At 74.8% G+C, this 14,999-nt stretch carries 14 protein-coding genes; 6 read left to right on the forward strand and 8 right to left on the reverse strand.

What is annotated here, in order from left to right; translation table 11 throughout:
* The first annotated feature begins 101 nt into the window (after nt 1-101).
* Nucleotides 102-863 carry an SAM-dependent methyltransferase gene (locus ABD981_RS34500; protein WP_046906766.1) on the forward strand — a complete coding sequence of 254 codons (762 nt, stop codon included), beginning with the start codon at nt 102-104 and terminating at the stop codon, nt 861-863.
* Between the two features lie 28 nt (nt 864-891).
* Here the strand turns inward: ABD981_RS34500 and ABD981_RS34505 are convergent, their stop codons facing one another.
* Nucleotides 892-1,476 carry a DUF4865 family protein gene (locus ABD981_RS34505; protein ID WP_046906765.1) on the reverse strand — a complete coding sequence of 195 codons (585 nt, stop codon included), beginning with the start codon at nt 1,474-1,476 and terminating at the stop codon, nt 892-894.
* A gap of 26 nt (nt 1,477-1,502) precedes the next feature.
* Nucleotides 1,503-2,090, reverse strand: a complete 588-nt coding sequence (locus tag ABD981_RS34510) for a TetR/AcrR family transcriptional regulator (RefSeq protein WP_046906764.1) — start codon at nt 2,088-2,090, stop codon at nt 1,503-1,505.
* A gap of 156 nt (nt 2,091-2,246) precedes the next feature.
* Here ABD981_RS34510 and ABD981_RS34515 point away from each other — a divergent pair, with 156 nt between their 5' ends.
* From ABD981_RS34515 to ABD981_RS34525, 3 genes are read left to right on the forward strand one after another with little or no spacing between them, the layout of a single operon-like run.
* The gene (locus ABD981_RS34515; protein WP_046906763.1) at nt 2,247-2,525 is read left to right on the forward strand and encodes an SHOCT domain-containing protein; all 279 of its coding nucleotides are present in this window, start codon (nt 2,247-2,249) and stop codon (nt 2,523-2,525) included.
* Nucleotides 2,522-3,295 carry an ABC transporter ATP-binding protein gene (locus ABD981_RS34520; protein ID WP_046906762.1) on the forward strand — a complete coding sequence of 258 codons (774 nt, stop codon included), beginning with the start codon at nt 2,522-2,524 and terminating at the stop codon, nt 3,293-3,295. The genes ABD981_RS34515 and ABD981_RS34520 overlap by 4 nt, the downstream gene beginning before the upstream one ends.
* Nucleotides 3,292-5,841: an ABC transporter permease gene (locus ABD981_RS34525; RefSeq protein WP_046906761.1), complete on the forward strand. Its 2,550-nt coding sequence runs from the start codon at nt 3,292-3,294 to the stop codon at nt 5,839-5,841. Before ABD981_RS34520 ends, ABD981_RS34525 begins: the two co-directional genes overlap by 4 nt.
* 61 nt (nt 5,842-5,902) lie before the next feature.
* On the opposite strand, the gene ABD981_RS34530 is transcribed toward ABD981_RS34525, so the two are convergent.
* Both ABD981_RS34530 and ABD981_RS34535 read right to left on the reverse strand, forming a co-directional pair.
* On the reverse strand, nt 5,903-6,397 hold the full coding sequence (locus tag ABD981_RS34530) for an ATP-binding protein (protein ID WP_046906760.1): 495 nt from the start codon (nt 6,395-6,397) through the stop codon (nt 5,903-5,905).
* Nucleotides 6,398-6,568: 171 nt separating this feature from the next.
* Entirely contained in the window at nt 6,569-6,856 is a 288-nt protein-coding gene (locus ABD981_RS34535) for a hypothetical protein (RefSeq protein WP_046906759.1), read from the reverse strand.
* Between the two features lie 211 nt (nt 6,857-7,067).
* On the opposite strand from ABD981_RS34535, the gene cds1 reads away from it, so the two are divergent.
* The gene (gene cds1 / locus ABD981_RS34540; protein WP_046906758.1) at nt 7,068-8,198 is read left to right on the forward strand and encodes an L-cysteine desulfhydrase Cds1; all 1,131 of its coding nucleotides are present in this window, start codon (nt 7,068-7,070) and stop codon (nt 8,196-8,198) included.
* On the opposite strand, the gene ABD981_RS34545 is transcribed toward cds1, so the two are convergent.
* The 3 genes from ABD981_RS34545 to ABD981_RS34555 all read right to left on the reverse strand — a co-directional run bounded on the left by ABD981_RS34545 (nt 8,158) and on the right by ABD981_RS34555 (nt 10,068).
* Nucleotides 8,158-8,658: an SRPBCC family protein gene (locus ABD981_RS34545; RefSeq protein WP_123954325.1), complete on the reverse strand. Its 501-nt coding sequence runs from the start codon at nt 8,656-8,658 to the stop codon at nt 8,158-8,160. The genes cds1 and ABD981_RS34545 overlap by 41 nt on opposite strands.
* A 61-nt stretch (nt 8,659-8,719) precedes the next feature.
* Nucleotides 8,720-9,244 (reverse strand): SRPBCC family protein, encoded by a 525-nt coding sequence (locus ABD981_RS34550; RefSeq protein ID WP_046906756.1) that lies wholly within the window; start codon nt 9,242-9,244, stop codon nt 8,720-8,722.
* Nucleotides 9,241-10,068, reverse strand: coding sequence for a DeoR/GlpR family DNA-binding transcription regulator (locus tag ABD981_RS34555; RefSeq protein ID WP_046906755.1), 828 nt, complete (start codon nt 10,066-10,068; stop codon nt 9,241-9,243). Before ABD981_RS34555 ends, ABD981_RS34550 begins: the two co-directional genes overlap by 4 nt.
* Before the next feature lie 152 nt (nt 10,069-10,220).
* On the opposite strand from ABD981_RS34555, the gene ABD981_RS34560 reads away from it, so the two are divergent.
* Nucleotides 10,221-12,605 carry a hypothetical protein gene (locus ABD981_RS34560; RefSeq protein ID WP_046906754.1) on the forward strand — a complete coding sequence of 795 codons (2,385 nt, stop codon included), beginning with the start codon at nt 10,221-10,223 and terminating at the stop codon, nt 12,603-12,605.
* On the opposite strand, the gene ABD981_RS34565 is transcribed toward ABD981_RS34560, so the two are convergent.
* On the reverse strand, nt 12,575-14,980 hold the full coding sequence (locus tag ABD981_RS34565; protein ID WP_046906753.1) for a right-handed parallel beta-helix repeat-containing protein: 2,406 nt from the start codon (nt 14,978-14,980) through the stop codon (nt 12,575-12,577). The two genes, ABD981_RS34560 and ABD981_RS34565, sit on opposite strands and share 31 nt — an antisense overlap.
* Nucleotides 14,981-14,999: the final 19 nt, after the last annotated feature.

The raw sequence follows: 14,999 nt of genomic DNA on the forward strand, positions 1-14,999 counted from the left end.
GCCGGGCGGCCCCTCGGCGGGCGGGGTTCCTCCGAGGGCCGGGCGGTGCCACCGTAAAACCACTGGTCACCCCGGGCGGGCGCCGCATAGGGTCCGGCTCCATGACCCATGATGATCTTCCGCCGCGCCTCGGCAGCGGCCTCACCTTCCACGGCCCCCTCTCCGAGGCCAGGGCCGCGCGGTTCGTCGAGCGGCTCGCGGCGGTCTCGCCCGGCACCGTGCTCGACATCGGCTGTGGGCAGGGGGAGTTGCTGCTGCGGGTGCTGGACGCGGTGCCCGGGGCCAAGGGGGTCGGCATCGACATCGACGGTGCCGAACTGGCCCTCGGCCGGGAGCTCGCCGCCGGGCGCGGGCTCGCCGAACGGGTCGCGTACGTCGAGGAGTCCGCCGTCGGCACCCCGCACGGACCCGCCGACGCGGTGCTCTGCCTCGGCTCGGGCCAGGCGCTGTGCGAAGGGGACTCGTACGACCTGCCCGTCATCCTGCGCGAACTGCGCCGCCTCGTACGGCCCGGCGGGCGGGTGATCCTCGGCGAGGGGTTCTGGCAGCGCACCCCCACCGAGGCGGACCTCGCCGTGATGTGGCCCGGCGCCCACGCCGACGACCACACGCCGCTGGCGACGCTCGTCGACCTGGCGATCGAGGCCGGGTTCCGGCCGCTGTGGACCGAGACGGCGAGCCAGGAGGAGTGGGAGGAGTTCGAGTCCGGCTACCGCCACGACGCCGAACTCTGGCTCGCCACCCACCCCGACCACCCGCAGGCCGACGAACTCCGCACCCGCGTGGACCGGCAGCGCTCCGCCTGGCTGGGCTACCGGACGGTGCTCGGCATCGCGTATCTGACGCTGGTCCCGGTGGGCTGACGGCGTCCGGCGGCGGGGACGGCCCGGGTCACCACAGCCGGCCCGTACGGAGCGCCGACCGGCCGGGGGCCGACAGGTGGAGCACCTGGAACCGTTCGCCCGCCCCGGCCGGAGCCTCCGTCCCGGCCCAGAGGGTGAAGGACAGCAGCTCCCAGTGGCGCGGGTCGACCGCGAGCGCGCTGCACACCACGCCCTCCGCCCCTGCCTCCTCGGCGTGCCGCCGCACCGCCTCGGCGACGGCCTCGCCGGGGGCGATGCCCTCGCCGAGCGGAGTCGTGCGCCGCGTCGCCGTGCGCGGCGCGCGCGGGGCCGCCGGGCCCTCCTCGTAGGCCAGCCCCGCCCAGTGCCGCACGACGGGCCGCCCGAAGTCGTTCACGATGCCCTGGAAACCGGGGCCCCAGAGGAAGGAGTTCATCCCCTCGGGGGTGCTCCACAGGTAGAAGGGCGCGTACTGCTGGACCGGCGAGCCGTCCGCCCGCTCCCGCATCAGATAGGCCTTCAGCCCCAGGCCCGGGAAGTCGTCCAGGAGGTGTCCCCGGGTCGCCACCCGCTCGCGGATGATCCCCATGTCGTAGTCGGCGGGCAGGGTGATCTCGTACTGCATGGCGTGCACGGGACGGTCTCCTCGGACGGTTCGGATCAGCGCGTACGGGGGGCGAGCAGGGCGAGCAGTCCGCGCACGGCGGTGTCGAAGGCGGCGGGGGAGCCCGCGGCGCGGGCCAGGACGTAGCCGCCCTGCACGGTCGCGACGACCGTCGCGGCCAGCTCCTCCGGCCGCAGCGGACCGGACAGCTCGCCGCTGTCCAGGCCCTCCCGGACGACGTCGGCGAGCCTGCCGCGCAGCCAGTCGAGGGTCTCGTCGACCGGCGCCCGCAGCTCCGCGTCGGCGATGACGTCGGGGTCCATCGTCAGCCGTCCCACCGGACACCCGCGCAACACCTCGCGCTCGCGCAGCAGATACGCCTCGATGCGCGCGTACGCCGAGCCCTCGCCGCCCAGGATCCGCTCGGCCGCGGCCCGCAGCTCCCCGGCCGTGCGCCGGATCGCGGCGAGCGCGAGGTCGGGCTTGCCGGTGAAGTGGTGGTACATGCTGCCCTGGCCCGCCCCGGCGGCCTGCTGGATCGCCTTGGGGCTGGTGCCGACGTAGCCGCGCTCCCAGAGGAGTTCGCGGGTCGCCTCGATCAGTCGCTCGGACGTGCTGCTCGCGGTCATACGAGGACTGTACATACCAGTAGGTACAGAGTCGAGGGGAGCAGGGCGTGCGGCGGGGGAGGGGCTTCGGTACTCCCCGTGTCGTACGGGCGGAGCCGCTGGCCGTAGGACGACCCGGAGGGGTCCTCGGGGCGAGTCTCGAAGCATCGACCACACGAGGAGCTGAGCACGATGAACACCCTCGCCCACGCAGGGCCCGGACCCTGGGTCCTCTTCTTCCCGCTCGTCTGGGCGGCGGTGATCGTCACCGCCGTCACCGTCCTGCGCCGCTTCGGCCCGCGCCGGCGCCGCGGCCCCTGGGGCCCGCGCGTCGACGAACGGTCCCCGATCGCGCTCCTCGGGCACCGGTTCGCGGCCGGAGAGATCGACGAGGACGAGTACTGGCGGCGCCTGACCGTCCTGGAGGAGCAGTTCGGCCGCGCCTCCGGCGAGAAGGGGCGGCGGTCATGAGCACCCTGACCCAGGCCGGTACGGCCGCCGCCGCGCGCGTCGTCGACGCGGTCAAGGTGTACGGCGGCGGGGACACCGAGGTCAGGGCCCTGGACGGGGTGAGCGTCGACTTCCCGGCCGGCCGCTTCACCGCGATCATGGGCCCCTCGGGCTCCGGAAAGTCCACCCTGATGCACTGCGCCGCCGGTCTCGACGGCCTGACCTCAGGCTCCGCCCTGATCGGCGACACCGATCTGTCGGCCCTGGACGACCGGCGGCTCACGCTGCTGCGCCGGGAGCGGATCGGCTTCGTCTTCCAGGCCTTCAACCTCCTGCCGACGCTCACCGTCGCCGAGAACATCACCCTGCCCCTGGACCTCGCGGGCACCGCCCCGGACCGGTCCCGGCTCGACGCCCTGATCGACGCCGTCGGACTCCGCGACCGGCTCCACCACCGGCCGGGCGAGCTCTCCGGCGGTCAGCAGCAGCGGGTGGCCGTCGCGCGGGCGTTCGCCGGGAGCCCGGACGTCGTCTTCGCCGACGAGCCCACCGGCAACCTCGACTCCCGTTCCGGCGAGGAGGTGCTGCGGCTGCTCGGCGACACCGTCCGGCGCACCGGCCGGACGGTCGTCATGGTCACCCACGATCCGGTGGCCGCCGCCCACGCCGACGAGGTCGTGTTCCTCGCCGACGGGCGGCTCGTCGACCGGATCGAACGTCCGACTCCCGATGTGGTCCTGGACCGGATGAAGTCCCTCGACCCCCGGGACCGCAGGGGAGCGGCGACATGACCACGCTGCGACTGAGCCTCGCCTCCCTCCGCGCCCACCGGCGCCGCTTCCTGGGCACCTTCGCCGCCGTACTGCTGGGCGTCGCCTTCCTCACCGGCACGCTCGTGATGGGCGACACCCTGCGCGGGAGCTTCGACACCCTCTTCGCCGACGCCAACCGCGGCACGGACGCCGTGGTGCGCAGCGCGGGCGTGGTGACGGTCGCCGGCGAGGCGCAGGGCACCCGCCGGCCCGTCGACGCGGCGCTGGCCGAACGCATCGCCCGGGTGCCCGGGGTCGCCGCCGCCGTTCCCCGCATCGAGGGGGCCGGACAGCTCGTGGGTGCCGACGGCGAGCCGGTCGGCGGCCAGGGGCCACCCACCCTCGCCGGCTACTGGATCCAGGATCCCCGGCTCAATCCGTACGCCCTCGCCGAGGGACGCGCCCCGCAGCGGAGCGGCGAGGTCGTCGTCAACCGCGGCGCGGCGAAGGCCGGTGGGCTGACGCTCGGCTCCACCACGGTCCTGCGCACCCCCGACCCGGTGCGCGTCACCGTCGTCGGCCTCGCCACCTTCGGCGGCGCGGACGGCATGGGCCAGGTCACCTACGCCGGCCTGACCCGTGCGGACGCCGAGAAGTACCTCACGCCGAAGGCCGGCGACGCCTCCGACATCCTCGTCCGGGCCGGCCCCGGGCTCTCCCAGCGGGAGCTCGTCGACGCGCTGACCCCCGTACTCCCCGCGGGAGTCGAGGCCCTCACCGGGCAGCAGGCCACCGAGGAGAGCAACGCCTCGGTCTCCGGCCGCTTCCTCACCCTGTTCACCACCTTCCTGCTGGTGTTCAGCGGAGTCGCCCTGCTGGTCTCGGTGTTCTCCATCCACAACACCTTCGCGATCGTCGTCGCCCAGCGGACCCGGGAGAACGCGCTGCTGCGCGCCCTCGGCGCCGCCCGCCGGCAGGTCCTCGTGATGACCCTCACCGAGGCCGTCGCCGTCGCGGTCCTCGCCTCCGGGGCCGGACTCCTCGGCGGCATCGGCGTGGCGGCCGGGCTCCAGGCGCTCTTCCCGGCGGTCGGCTTCCCCTTCCCCGAAGGAGACCTGGTGGTGAAGGGCCTGTCCCTCGCGCTGCCCTTCGCCGTCGGGCTCGCGGTCTGCGTCGGCTCCGCCCTGCTGCCGGCCGTCCGCGCCGGGCGCACCGCGCCGCTCGCCGCGCTGCGCGAGACGGCCGTGGACCACTCCGCCGCCTCCCGGCCCCGCACCGCCGCGGGCGCCGTACTCCTCGCCCTGGCCGTGGGCCTGGCCCTCGCCGGGGTGCTCGGCCCGCCCTCGCTGTGGCTCGCGGGGACCGGGGCGGTGCTGGCCCTCGTCGCGTTCGTCGTCCTGGGCCCGGCGGCCGCCACGTACGCGGTACGGATCCTCGGCGGTCCGCTGCGCGGCGCCAACCGCCGGATCGCGCGCCGCAACGCCCTGCGCAGCCCCCGGCGCACCGCCGCCACCGCCACCGCGCTCATGATCGGCGTCGCCGTGGTCTCGCTGTTCACGGTCTTCGGGGCCTCGCTCAAGGCGACCATGGACCGGTCGGTCGCGCGCTCCTTCGCCGGGGACGTGGCCGTCAGCGCCCCGTCCTTCGGGGCGGGCGGCAGCGGCCTGAGCCCCCGGCTCGGGCCCGCCGTGGCCGCCTTGCCGGAGGTCGAGACCGCCGTGGGGCTCGGCCGGGGCGTGGCGGAGGTCGACGGCCGGGGCCGGGCCCTGACCGTCACCGACCCGGCGGCCCTGGCCCGCACCTTCGACCTCGGCACGGTCCGGGGCTCCCTGGACGGGCTCGGTACGGACGGCCTCGCCGTGGCGGCCGCCGAGGCCGAGCGGTACGGGCTGGCGCCGGGGCGCACGGCCGTGCTGGCCTTCGCCGACGGCACCCGGCGGACCTTCACCGTCCGGGCCGTGTACCAGCAGTCCGAACTCGCCGGGGACTACGTCCTCACCCGCGCGGCCTGGGCCCCGCACCGCACCCAGGACGCCGACCGGCTGGTGGCCGTCACCTTCCGCGACGGCGTCTCCACGGACTCCGGCAAGGCGGCGGTGGAGCGGGTCGCGGAGCGGTACGGCGACCCGGAGGTGCAGACGAGGGACGCGTACGCGGAGTCGTCGGCGGCCGGCATCGACATGATGCTCACCCTCGTCTACGCGCTGCTCGCGCTCGCGGTGCTGATCGCCCTGCTCGGGATCGCCAACACGCTGACCCTCGCCGTCCACGAGCGCACCCGCGAACTGGGCCTGCTCCGGGCGGTCGGCCAGACCCGCTCCCAACTGCGGGCCATGGTCCGCTGGGAGTCCGTCCTCATCGCCGCCTTCGGCACGGCCGGCGGCCTGCTCCTCGGTGGCTTCCTCGGCTGGGTGCTGGTCCGCGCCTCGGACGGCGCGAGCGACAGCGCCTTCGTCTTCGCGCTCCCGCCGGCGCAGCTCGCGACCGTCGCCGCGGTCGGCCTCGCCGCCGGCGCGACCGCCGCCTGGCGCCCGGCCCGCCGGGCCGTCCGCCTGGACGTCCTGCGGGCGATCGCCACGGAGTGACGGACCGTCGGATCCGGGGTCCTGGGGCCTGGGTCCTGGGTCCTGGATCCGGATCCCGGGGTCACGGCACCAGCGCCGGCGACTGCAGCGGCCCCGCCGTCGTCGCCCCGTACACCACGTGGGAGCGCGGGGTGTCCGCCACCGGCGACGGCGGTGCCTGGAGCGTGAACCAGACGACCTTGCCGGAGTCGCCGTGCGGCCGGACGCCCCAACTCTCGCTCATCGCCTCGATGATGGCGAGGCCGCGGCCCGAGGTGGCGAACTCGTCGTCCGCGCCCGCGGGTTCGCCGAGGTCCGGTATCCGCGGATCGCGGTCGCGGACGGAGACGGTGAGGCGGTCGAGCAGGAGCTCGACCTCTACGGTGCACGTCTTGTCCGGCTGGGCGTGCCGGTGGACATTGGTCAGGAGCTCGGTGACCCCGAGCGCGGCAAGGTCGATCAATGCGTCGAGCTGCCAGTGGCGCAGCTGCGCCGAAACGATTCTGCGGACCTGACCGATCCGCGACGGCAGGGCCTGGAGCTCCACCGTGCAGTACCTGCTGGGCTCGCTGATCACGGCTGCGACTCCCCGAAATAGGTCCGGAAGAAGACGGAGGTTCGGATCTGTCATGCGGTGTAGCAGGACGGTGGGCCGGCTCGCAGCGTCACCGCCGGTAAACCCTCGGTGAGGTGGTTCCAGCCTGGACCAGTGGTGACCGGGTCGCAACTCGCGGCGACTCGCCGCAGGTCAGGGTCGCGAGGAGGACTTCTTGAGGGCTTCGAGGAGCCGTCCGGACGCCGACATGCCGGAGATCCGGTAGCGCGTGCCGTTCACCGTCGCGACCGCCTCGTCCGGCTTCGCGAACCAGGGCCGGCCCGCCCGGACCTTGTCCACCGGCGCGCTGTCGATCTCGCTGCCGTAGCTGGTCAGGAGGGAGAGCCGCCCGTCCTCGATGCGGACCTCGCCCGCGCGGGTCAGCGACCTGGGCCAGCGGTCGATCCGTACCCCCGTCGCCGTGAACTCGGGTTCCGTCATCTCGCTCCGCCCCCTTCGCGCAGGCACTCCCACCCCAGTGTGCCGGGCCGCCGCGCCCCGCACCAGCACGTCTTCCCGAGGGGGTGCCCCGACCCCCTCGGGAGGAGGCCTGCAAGGCACTCCTATGGACCCTCAAAGGGAACGTTTGCCCAGGTGAGAGCGGTATTGTCGGTCAGTGGGGCAAGGTTGCACATCATGAGAAGAGGCGCACATGACCAGCACCGACGACATCGCGCGCAGCGCCATGACCACCATCGACGTCGACCGCAGTGACCCCGGCTACCGGTCCTGGCTCAAGGAGGCCGTGCGCAAGGTCCACGCGGACGCGAACCGCTCGGCCGACACCCACCTGCTGCGCTTCCCGCTCCCGGAGCGCTGGGGCATCGACCTCTACCTCAAGGACGAGTCGACCCACCCCACCGGCAGCCTCAAGCACCGCCTGGCCCGCTCGCTCTTCCTCTACGGCCTGTGCAACGGCTGGATCCGCCCCGGCGCGCCCGTCATCGAGGCCTCCAGCGGCTCGACCGCCGTCTCCGAGGCCTACTTCGCCAAGCTGATCGGCGTCCCCTTCATCGCCGTCATGCCGCGCACCACCAGCCCCGAGAAGTGCCGCCTGATCGAGTTCCACGGCGGGCAGTGCCACTTCGTCGACGACTCGCGGACCATGTACGACGAGGCCGCCGCGCTCGCCGAGCGCACCGGGGGCCACTACATGGACCAGTTCACGTACGCGGAGCGGGCCACCGACTGGCGCGGCAACAACAACATCGCAGAATCGATTTACCAGCAGCTGAAGCTGGAGCGGTACCCGGAGCCCGCGTGGATCGTCGCCACGGCCGGAACCGGCGGCACCTCCGCGACCATCGCCCGCTACGTGCACTACATGCAGCACGACACCCGGGTCTGCGTCGCCGACCCGGAGAACTCCTGTTTCTTCGACGGCTGGACCCGCCACGACCCCGAGGCCGGCTCCGACTGCGGCTCGCGGATCGAGGGCATCGGCCGGCCCCGGATGGAGCCCAGCTTCGTGCCGGGTGCCATCGACCGCATGATGAAGGTGCCCGACGCGGCGAGCGTCGCCGCCGTCCGCGCCCTGGAGACGGCGATCGGCCGCAAGGCCGGCGGTTCCACCGGCACCGGCCTGTGGAGCGCGCTGAAGATCATCGCCCAGATGGTCGCCGAGAAGCGCACCGGCAGCGTCGTCACCCTGATCTGCGACCCGGGCGAGCGCTACCTCGACAAGTACTACTCGGACGCGTGGCTGGCCGAGCAGGGCCTCGACATCACGCCGTACGCGGCCACTATCGAGCGCTTCCTGGCGACGGGCGTCTGGCCGGAGTGAGCCGCCGCTCCAGGTTGCGCATCGCGTCCCGGAAGGACTTGCCGACGCCCGGCCTCGCCAGCCGCATCGCCAGCCGGCAGGGGCCGTTCCCGTCGACGGCCATGGTCCAGCGGACCCGGGTGCCGTCCGCCGTGGGGGAGAGCGCCCACTCCTCCAGGAGGGCGGACAGTCCGGGGACGTTGGTCTCGTCGACCCGATAGGCATAGCGGGCGGCCGGATCGGTCGCCAGGATCGTCTCGCGGAACTCCACCCCGCCCCGCAGCCGGACCGTCCGTCCCGCCCCGCCGTCGGTGGGCGTGGCGGACGTGACGGCGCCGAACCACGCGGGCGTGCTGGCCAGTTCCACCGCCAGCGACCGGTACACCGCCGCCGGCGGGGCGGCGAGTCCGGTGCTGAACACCAGGCGCAGCGGAGCGGACGCGGCGAAGTCGAGCTCCACCGGCCTCAGTCGGCGTGCCATGGGCCGTACCTCCCGTCGGGCGGGTCCTGGATCCGGACCCCTCACCGTAGCTGACAACCCGTCAGTCGCGCAGCAGTCCGTCCAGCGCCCGCCCGAACAACACCCGTCCCGCGAGCGCCAGTACGGGATCGAAGAGGGCCGGCACCCCGCGCAGGCTCAGTTCCTCCACCCACACCACCCGGCTGCCGGCGGCCCCGCCGGCCGCCGCCGTCCCGGCCGCCGCCGTCCCGGCCGCCGCGACGCCCGACACCTCGAACGAGGCCTCGCCCCGCACCGCCCGCCCCAGCTTCACCAGCCGGCACACCCCCGTGCGGCCCGGCGCGGGCGGTTCGAAGACCACGACCTCCATCGGGTCGTCGAAGGCGAACCGCCCCACCCCGGTCCGCGCCGTGAACCGCGTGCCCACCGCGTCCGGCCCCGGCGTGAGCACCGTCGTCCGCGTGAACGGGACCTGCGCGCCGTGCGCCGGCCAGTCCGTCAGCCGCCGCCACACCTCCTCGGGCGGCAGCGCCACGGTGCGCTCCACCCGGAACCGGCCGGGGCGGGCCCCACCCGGACCGGCCGCGCCCTCACTCCGCGCCCTCACTCCGCCTCCTCGCCCGCCACCACGAGCCCCGGCAGCCGCTCCGCCATCTCCTCGCGCACCTCCGGCGACAGACCCCGGTCCGTCACCAGGGCGTCCACCTCGTCCAGCGTCGCGAAGGAACTCAGCCCCACCGTCCCCCACTTGGTGTGGTCCGCGACCACCACCACCCGCCGGGCCGCGTGCACCAGCCGCCGGTTGGTCTCGGCCTCGGCCAGGTTCGGCGTCGACAGGCCGGCCTCCACCGAGATGCCGTGCACCCCCAGGAACAGCGCGTCGAAGTGCAGCGAGCGGATCGCCTGGTCGGCCACCGGCCCCACCAGCGCGTCCGACGGCGTGCGCACCCCTCCGGTCAGCACCACCGTCGCCGCCCCCGGCCGGGCCTCCCCGCCGGAGCCCGAGTGCTGCGCCTCGTAGAAGACGTCCGCGACCCGCACCGAGTTGGTCACCACCGTCAGGTCCGGCACGTCCAGCAGGTGCCGGGCCAGCGCGTACGTGGTCGTCCCGCCCGAAAGGGCGATCGCCGTCCCCGGCCTGACCATCGCGGCCGCCGCCCGGGCGATCTCCTCCTTCGCGCCGAGCTCCAGCGCCGACTTCGCCTCGAACCCCGGCTCGTGGCTGCTCGCCTCGACCACCGGCACCGCCCCGCCGTGCACCTTCGCGACCACACCCTGCCGGGCCAGCGCGTCCAGGTCCCGGCGGACCGTCATGTCGGAGACGTTGAGACGGCGGGTCAGCTCGTTGACCCGGACGCCTCCGCGCCGCCGCACCTCGTCGAGAATCAGGGCGCGCCGCTGTTCCGCGAGGAGGTTTTGATTGTCGCTCACCGCCGGGGCCGGTCCTTTCCGTAGGGAATAGGGGAGAGATGGGGAAAGGGTAGAAGGGGTGTCGGAATCCGGGAGGGCCGTGCCGAGGGCCCGGCCGTCCGCGATCCTGGTGCTGCCGTCGAATCCTCCCACTCAGAGAGCGAGTCACCGAAGTGTCCCCTGCCACACCCGACCCGAAGAGCGGGGGTGCGGCGCTCGAACTGCTCGTCCACGGCGTGGGCGGGGCCACCGCGGCCGACATGCTGGACGACCCGCGCACCGCACGGGTCACCGGCGACCGGACGGCCGCGATGTACCGCCGCAGGGACGATCTCGACGCCGAGGACCACCCCGAGCGCTACGCCGAACGCCCCGTACCCGAGGCCTACTGCTGGTCCAACCTCACCTCCGGCAACGGAGCGCGCGCCCTGTGGCTGCTGCTCCTGCCGTTCATGGTCGCCAACCTCGCCCACTGGATGCGCCCGCCCACCGAGGGCCGCGCCCGACTCGTCCGCCTCTACGGCGTCCTCGTCCGGCTCGTCGCGCTGACCCTCACCGTCCTGCTCACCGCCTCCGCCTGCGAGGTCGCCCTCGACCTCACCGCCTGGCAGTGCGCTGGGTCCGGCGCCTGTGCCGGGCAGCGCTCCTGGCTCGGCTTCCTCTCCGCCGAGCGCGGCGGCTGGTGGTCCCAGCCCGGCCGGCGGCTCGCCCTCGCCGCCGTCGTCCCCACCGCGCTCGTGGGACTGCTCTGGTACCTGTCCAACCGCACCTGGAGCGCGTACGAGGCCCAGCGCCCGCCCGCCGGCTACGAGACCGACCCCGGCCCGGCCCGCCCGCCCGCCTCCGACACCGAGTCCGCCGACGCCGCCACCCCCACCGAACTGCGGCCCGCGCTCGGCCGCCCCGGCTTCTGGTACGGCCGCCGGCTCGTCGCCCGGCTGCGCGCCGCGCACACCGCCGCCGGATTCCTCACCGTCGCCGCCGCCCTCGCCGGGGCGGCCGCCCGGCACGACCCCGACGGCGGCCTCCTCGGGGCGCTCGGCCGGGTCGTGCAGAGCGCGCTCGTGATCCTCGCGCTCGTCGTCGTGGTGGTGATCTGCCGCCGGGGACGCAGCGAGAACCGCCTCGACCTGCGGATCGAACGCGCCCTCGTGTCCTGGCTGCCCGCCTCCGCCCTGCTGCTGCTCGCCCTCACCGCCCTGCACACCGGCTGGTCCCGCCCCGGCTGGACCTCCACCGGCACCCTCCCGGGCGACGCCGCCTTCGGCACCCTCACCCTCGCCCAGGGCGCGCTCGTCGTCGGGCTCGGCGTCGTCGCCCTGCTCCTGCGCCGCCCGCGCCGCGACCCGCGCACCGCCCTGTTCGGACTCGGCGGCCCCGCCGTCGCCATGCTCGCCTGCGCCCTCGGCGGGGTCATGTCCGGCGGGATCGCCCAGCGGGTCGCCGACTGGCTCGACGGTCCCGGCACCCCCGGCACCGGCGAGGGACTCATCACCGGACCGCCCGTCCTGCTCAGCTGGCAGGCCTCCGTCATCCCCGTCCTGCTCCTGCTGCTCCTCGTCCCCGGCGCCCTCCTGGCCGCCCGCACCGCACTCGCCTCCCGCTCCCTGCGCGCGGCCGTCGAGTCCGACTACGCCTCCGCGGACCCCGACCCCGTCCGCACCGGACAGATCGCCGCCGGCCGGGCCCGCGCCGCCCTCACCGACTCCGCCCCCGGCCTGGTCGGCGTCGTCTCCGGGGCCACCCTGCTCCTCGGCGCCGCCTCCGTCGCCGGAGCCTGGGCCAGCGGCAACGTGCCCGGCCGCGCCTTCGACGGCGCCCACGCCGCCGTCGCCTCGGCCGCCACCGCCGCCCAGGCCCTCGGCTCCTGGATGATCGGCTTCGGCTTCCTGCTGTTCGTCACCTGGGGCCGCCGGGCCTACAAGGACCCGTCCGCACGGCGCACCATCGGCATCCTCTGGGACGTCGGCACCTTCTGGCCGCGCGCCGCCCACCCCTTCGCCCCGCCCTGCTACGCCGAACGGGCGGTGCCCGACCTCACCTGGCGGATGAGCTCCTGGACCCGCCGCACCGGCGGCCGGCTCGTCATCTCCGGGCACTCCCAGGGCAGTGTCCTCGCGGCAGCGGCCGTCTGGCAGCTGCCGCCGGCCACCCGCGGCCGGGTCGCGCTGCTGACCTACGGCTCCCCGCTGGAACGGCTCTACGGGCGCTGGTTCCCCGCCTACTTCGGCCCCGAGGCGCTGGGCGGACTGCACCGCACCGTGCACTGCTGGAGCAACCTGTACCGGGCGACGGACCCGATCGGAGGCCCGGTGCGGGTCCCCGCGGAGGGCGACCGGCCGGCCGTCGACCGTCCGGCGCTGCTCGACCCCGTCGCGTACGGGCGCACCCGCGAGCACCCGCTGCCCGAACCGATCCTCGGGCACTCCGACTACCAGGCCGACCCCGAGTTCGCCGCCGCGCGCGCCGCGCTCCTGGACCGGCTGCCGCCCGCGTTGCCCCGCCAGCGGGGCAACGCCGAGGCGGATCAGGGGAGTTCGGGGAGGTCCTCCGGGTAGAGCAGGGTCAGGTCGTCCGTGCTCGCCTCGGCGAGCGCGGCGACCCGCCCGGCGTGCCGCTCCACCATCGACTCGAAGGTCTGCCGCGCGGTGCGCCCGTTGCCGAAGGCCGGGCCCTTGGGCAGCTCGGCGAAGTACTTCACCAGCGCCTCCCCGGCACCCTCGGCCAGCCGGTACTCGTGGTCCTCCGCCTGCTGCTCCACGATCCGCAGCAGCTCCTCGGGCACGTAGTCGCTGAAGGTGATGGTCCGCGAGAAGCGGGACGCCACACCGGGGTTGACGGTCAGGAAGCGCTCCATCTCCGCCGTGTACCCCGCGACGATCACCACGACCGCGTCCCGGTGGTCCTCCATCAGCTTCACCAGCGTGTCGATGGCCTCGCGGCCGAAGTCCCGCCCCGAGTCCTCGGGGGACAGCGCGTACGCCTCGTCGACGAACAGCACCCCGCCGCGGGCCCGGTCGAAGGCCTCCTGGGTGCGCAGGGCGGTCGAGCCGATGTGCTCGCCGACGAGGTCGACCCGGGACACCTCGACGAGATGGCCGCGTTCGAGCACGCCGAGCGAGGCGAGGATCTCGCCGTACAGCCGGGCCACCGTGGTCTTGCCCGTCCCCGGGTTGCCGGTGAACACGAGGTGCCGGCGCGCGGACACCACCTTCAGGCCGGCCTCCTGCCGCCGGCGGCCCACCTCGATCATGTTGGTGAGGGTCCGCACCTCGTGCTTGACGCTCTCCAGGCCCACCAGCGCGTCCAGTTCGCCGAGCACCTCGTGCGCGGCGCGCGTCTCGACCGGTGCGGGCGGCGCCTCCACCGGGGGCGGGGCGGCGGGGGAGCGGGGCGGCGGCACGCTGCCGAGCAGCCCGCCGGTCCGCGCCGCGGTCAGGACGCCGCCGGCCTCCGGGGCGGCGGTCCGCAGCTGGCTCTCGTCGCTGGTGCAGTCCTCGACGACCGGCCCCTCCTCGGGGAACTCGTAACCGCCGCGCGCGCACCGCTCCGTACGGCACTTGCGCAGCGTGGTCCGGCAGCCGTCCATGACGTGGAAGCCGTAGCCCTCGCTGCCCGTCACCCGGCAGCCGTGGAAGGAGCCGCGGCCCTCCGCCGAGACGTAGAACCCGGCCTCGGCGGGGGAGGTGACCGTGCAGCGCTCGATGGTGGGGTCGGCGCCCTTGGTGACGATGACCCCGGTCTGCACGGCGTCGATGGTGCAGCCGCCCAGCGTGCCGCCGCTGCCGTGGTCCCGGAACCAGGCGCCTGTGGAGGCCTCGCGGATCCGGCAGTCGTCGAGCTGCGCGGTGGCCCCGTCGCTGACCGACACCGCCGTGTTGCGCACCTGCGAGAGGTCGCTGTCGACCACGTCGGCGCGCGAGCCGCGGTCGAGGACGAAGAGGGCGTCGGGCACGTCGTGCACCCGGCAGGAGTCGAGCACGGCGGTCGCCCCGTCGCTCACCCAGACCGCCGGGTAGTCGCCCGTGCTGTCGTGGATCTCGCACTGGTTGGCGTCCACGCGGGTCCCCGGGTCCCACACCGACAGGCCGTTGCGCCCGAAGCGCCGCACCGTCGAGCGGGTCAGCGTGAGCACCGAGCGCGAGCGCAGGTCCACCGCGTTCTCGGGGATGTCGTGGATGTCGCAGTCCGAGAGGGTGAGCACCGCGTCCGTGTCGAGGGTGATGCCGTCGGCGGAGGTCCGGTGCACCGTGGAGTCGCTGAGGTGGGCGGTGGCGCGCGAGGCGATCTGCAGGCCGGTGCCCTTGATCTCGTACACCTCGCAGCCGAGCGCCTCCAGGCCGCTGCCCTCGCCGTTGACGGCGATCCCGGCGCCCGAGGCGTGGTGCACCCGGCAGCGTTCGAGCCGGGGGTGGGCGCCGCCGCGCACCGTGATGCCGGACTGGCCGGCCGAGACGATCTCGCACTCCTCGAACACCCCGCCGGCCCCGTCCAGCACGGCGATGCCGACGCCGGCCGGGTTGTCCACGGTGCAGCGGCGCACCGTGGGCCGGGCCGCGCCGCGCACCTCCAGGCCGGCGGCGGAGCGGGTGCTGATCCGCAGGTCGAGGAGTTCCGGCGTGCCGTCCTCCACGAGCAGCGCGGGGGCCGCCGCGTCCTGTCCCTCGATGTGCAGGTCCCGCAGGGTGGCCGAGGCCCGCACGGTCAGCGGCACCCCGTCGGCCGGCGCGATGCGCACCGAGCCGCCGTCGCCGCCCCGCAGGGTGACGGCCCGCTGGACCACGAGGTTCTCCCGGTAGGTGCCGGGGGCCACGGTGAGGACGTCGCCGTCGCCCGCGGCCTCCAGGGCGGCGGCGAGGGAGGCGTACTCGCCCGTGCGGCGCCGCCACCGCGACGTGCCGGTGTGCGTCACCTGGACCGTGCCCTGTGCCATGGGTGTGTTCTGCCCCCGC

Source organism: Streptomyces showdoensis, assembly GCF_039535475.1.
Lineage (GTDB): Bacteria > Actinomycetota > Actinomycetes > Streptomycetales > Streptomycetaceae > Streptomyces > Streptomyces showdoensis.

Coding starts and splice junctions, on each gene's coding strand:
- ABD981_RS34515 (WP_046906763.1), top strand. CDS start 2,247: ATGAACACCCTCGCCCACGCAGGGCCCGGACCCTGGGTCCTCTTCTTC.
- ABD981_RS34565 (WP_046906753.1), bottom strand. CDS start 14,980: ATGGCACAGGGCACGGTCCAGGTGACGCACACCGGCACGTCGCGGTGG.
- ABD981_RS34525 (WP_046906761.1), top strand. CDS start 3,292: ATGACCACGCTGCGACTGAGCCTCGCCTCCCTCCGCGCCCACCGGCGC.
- ABD981_RS34535 (WP_046906759.1), bottom strand. CDS start 6,856: ATGACGGAACCCGAGTTCACGGCGACGGGGGTACGGATCGACCGCTGG.
- ABD981_RS34500 (WP_046906766.1), top strand. CDS start 102: ATGACCCATGATGATCTTCCGCCGCGCCTCGGCAGCGGCCTCACCTTC.
- ABD981_RS34545 (WP_123954325.1), bottom strand. CDS start 8,658: ATGGCACGCCGACTGAGGCCGGTGGAGCTCGACTTCGCCGCGTCCGCT.
- ABD981_RS34510 (WP_046906764.1), bottom strand. CDS start 2,090: ATGTACAGTCCTCGTATGACCGCGAGCAGCACGTCCGAGCGACTGATC.
- ABD981_RS34520 (WP_046906762.1), top strand. CDS start 2,522: ATGAGCACCCTGACCCAGGCCGGTACGGCCGCCGCCGCGCGCGTCGTC.
- cds1 (WP_046906758.1), top strand. CDS start 7,068: ATGACCAGCACCGACGACATCGCGCGCAGCGCCATGACCACCATCGAC.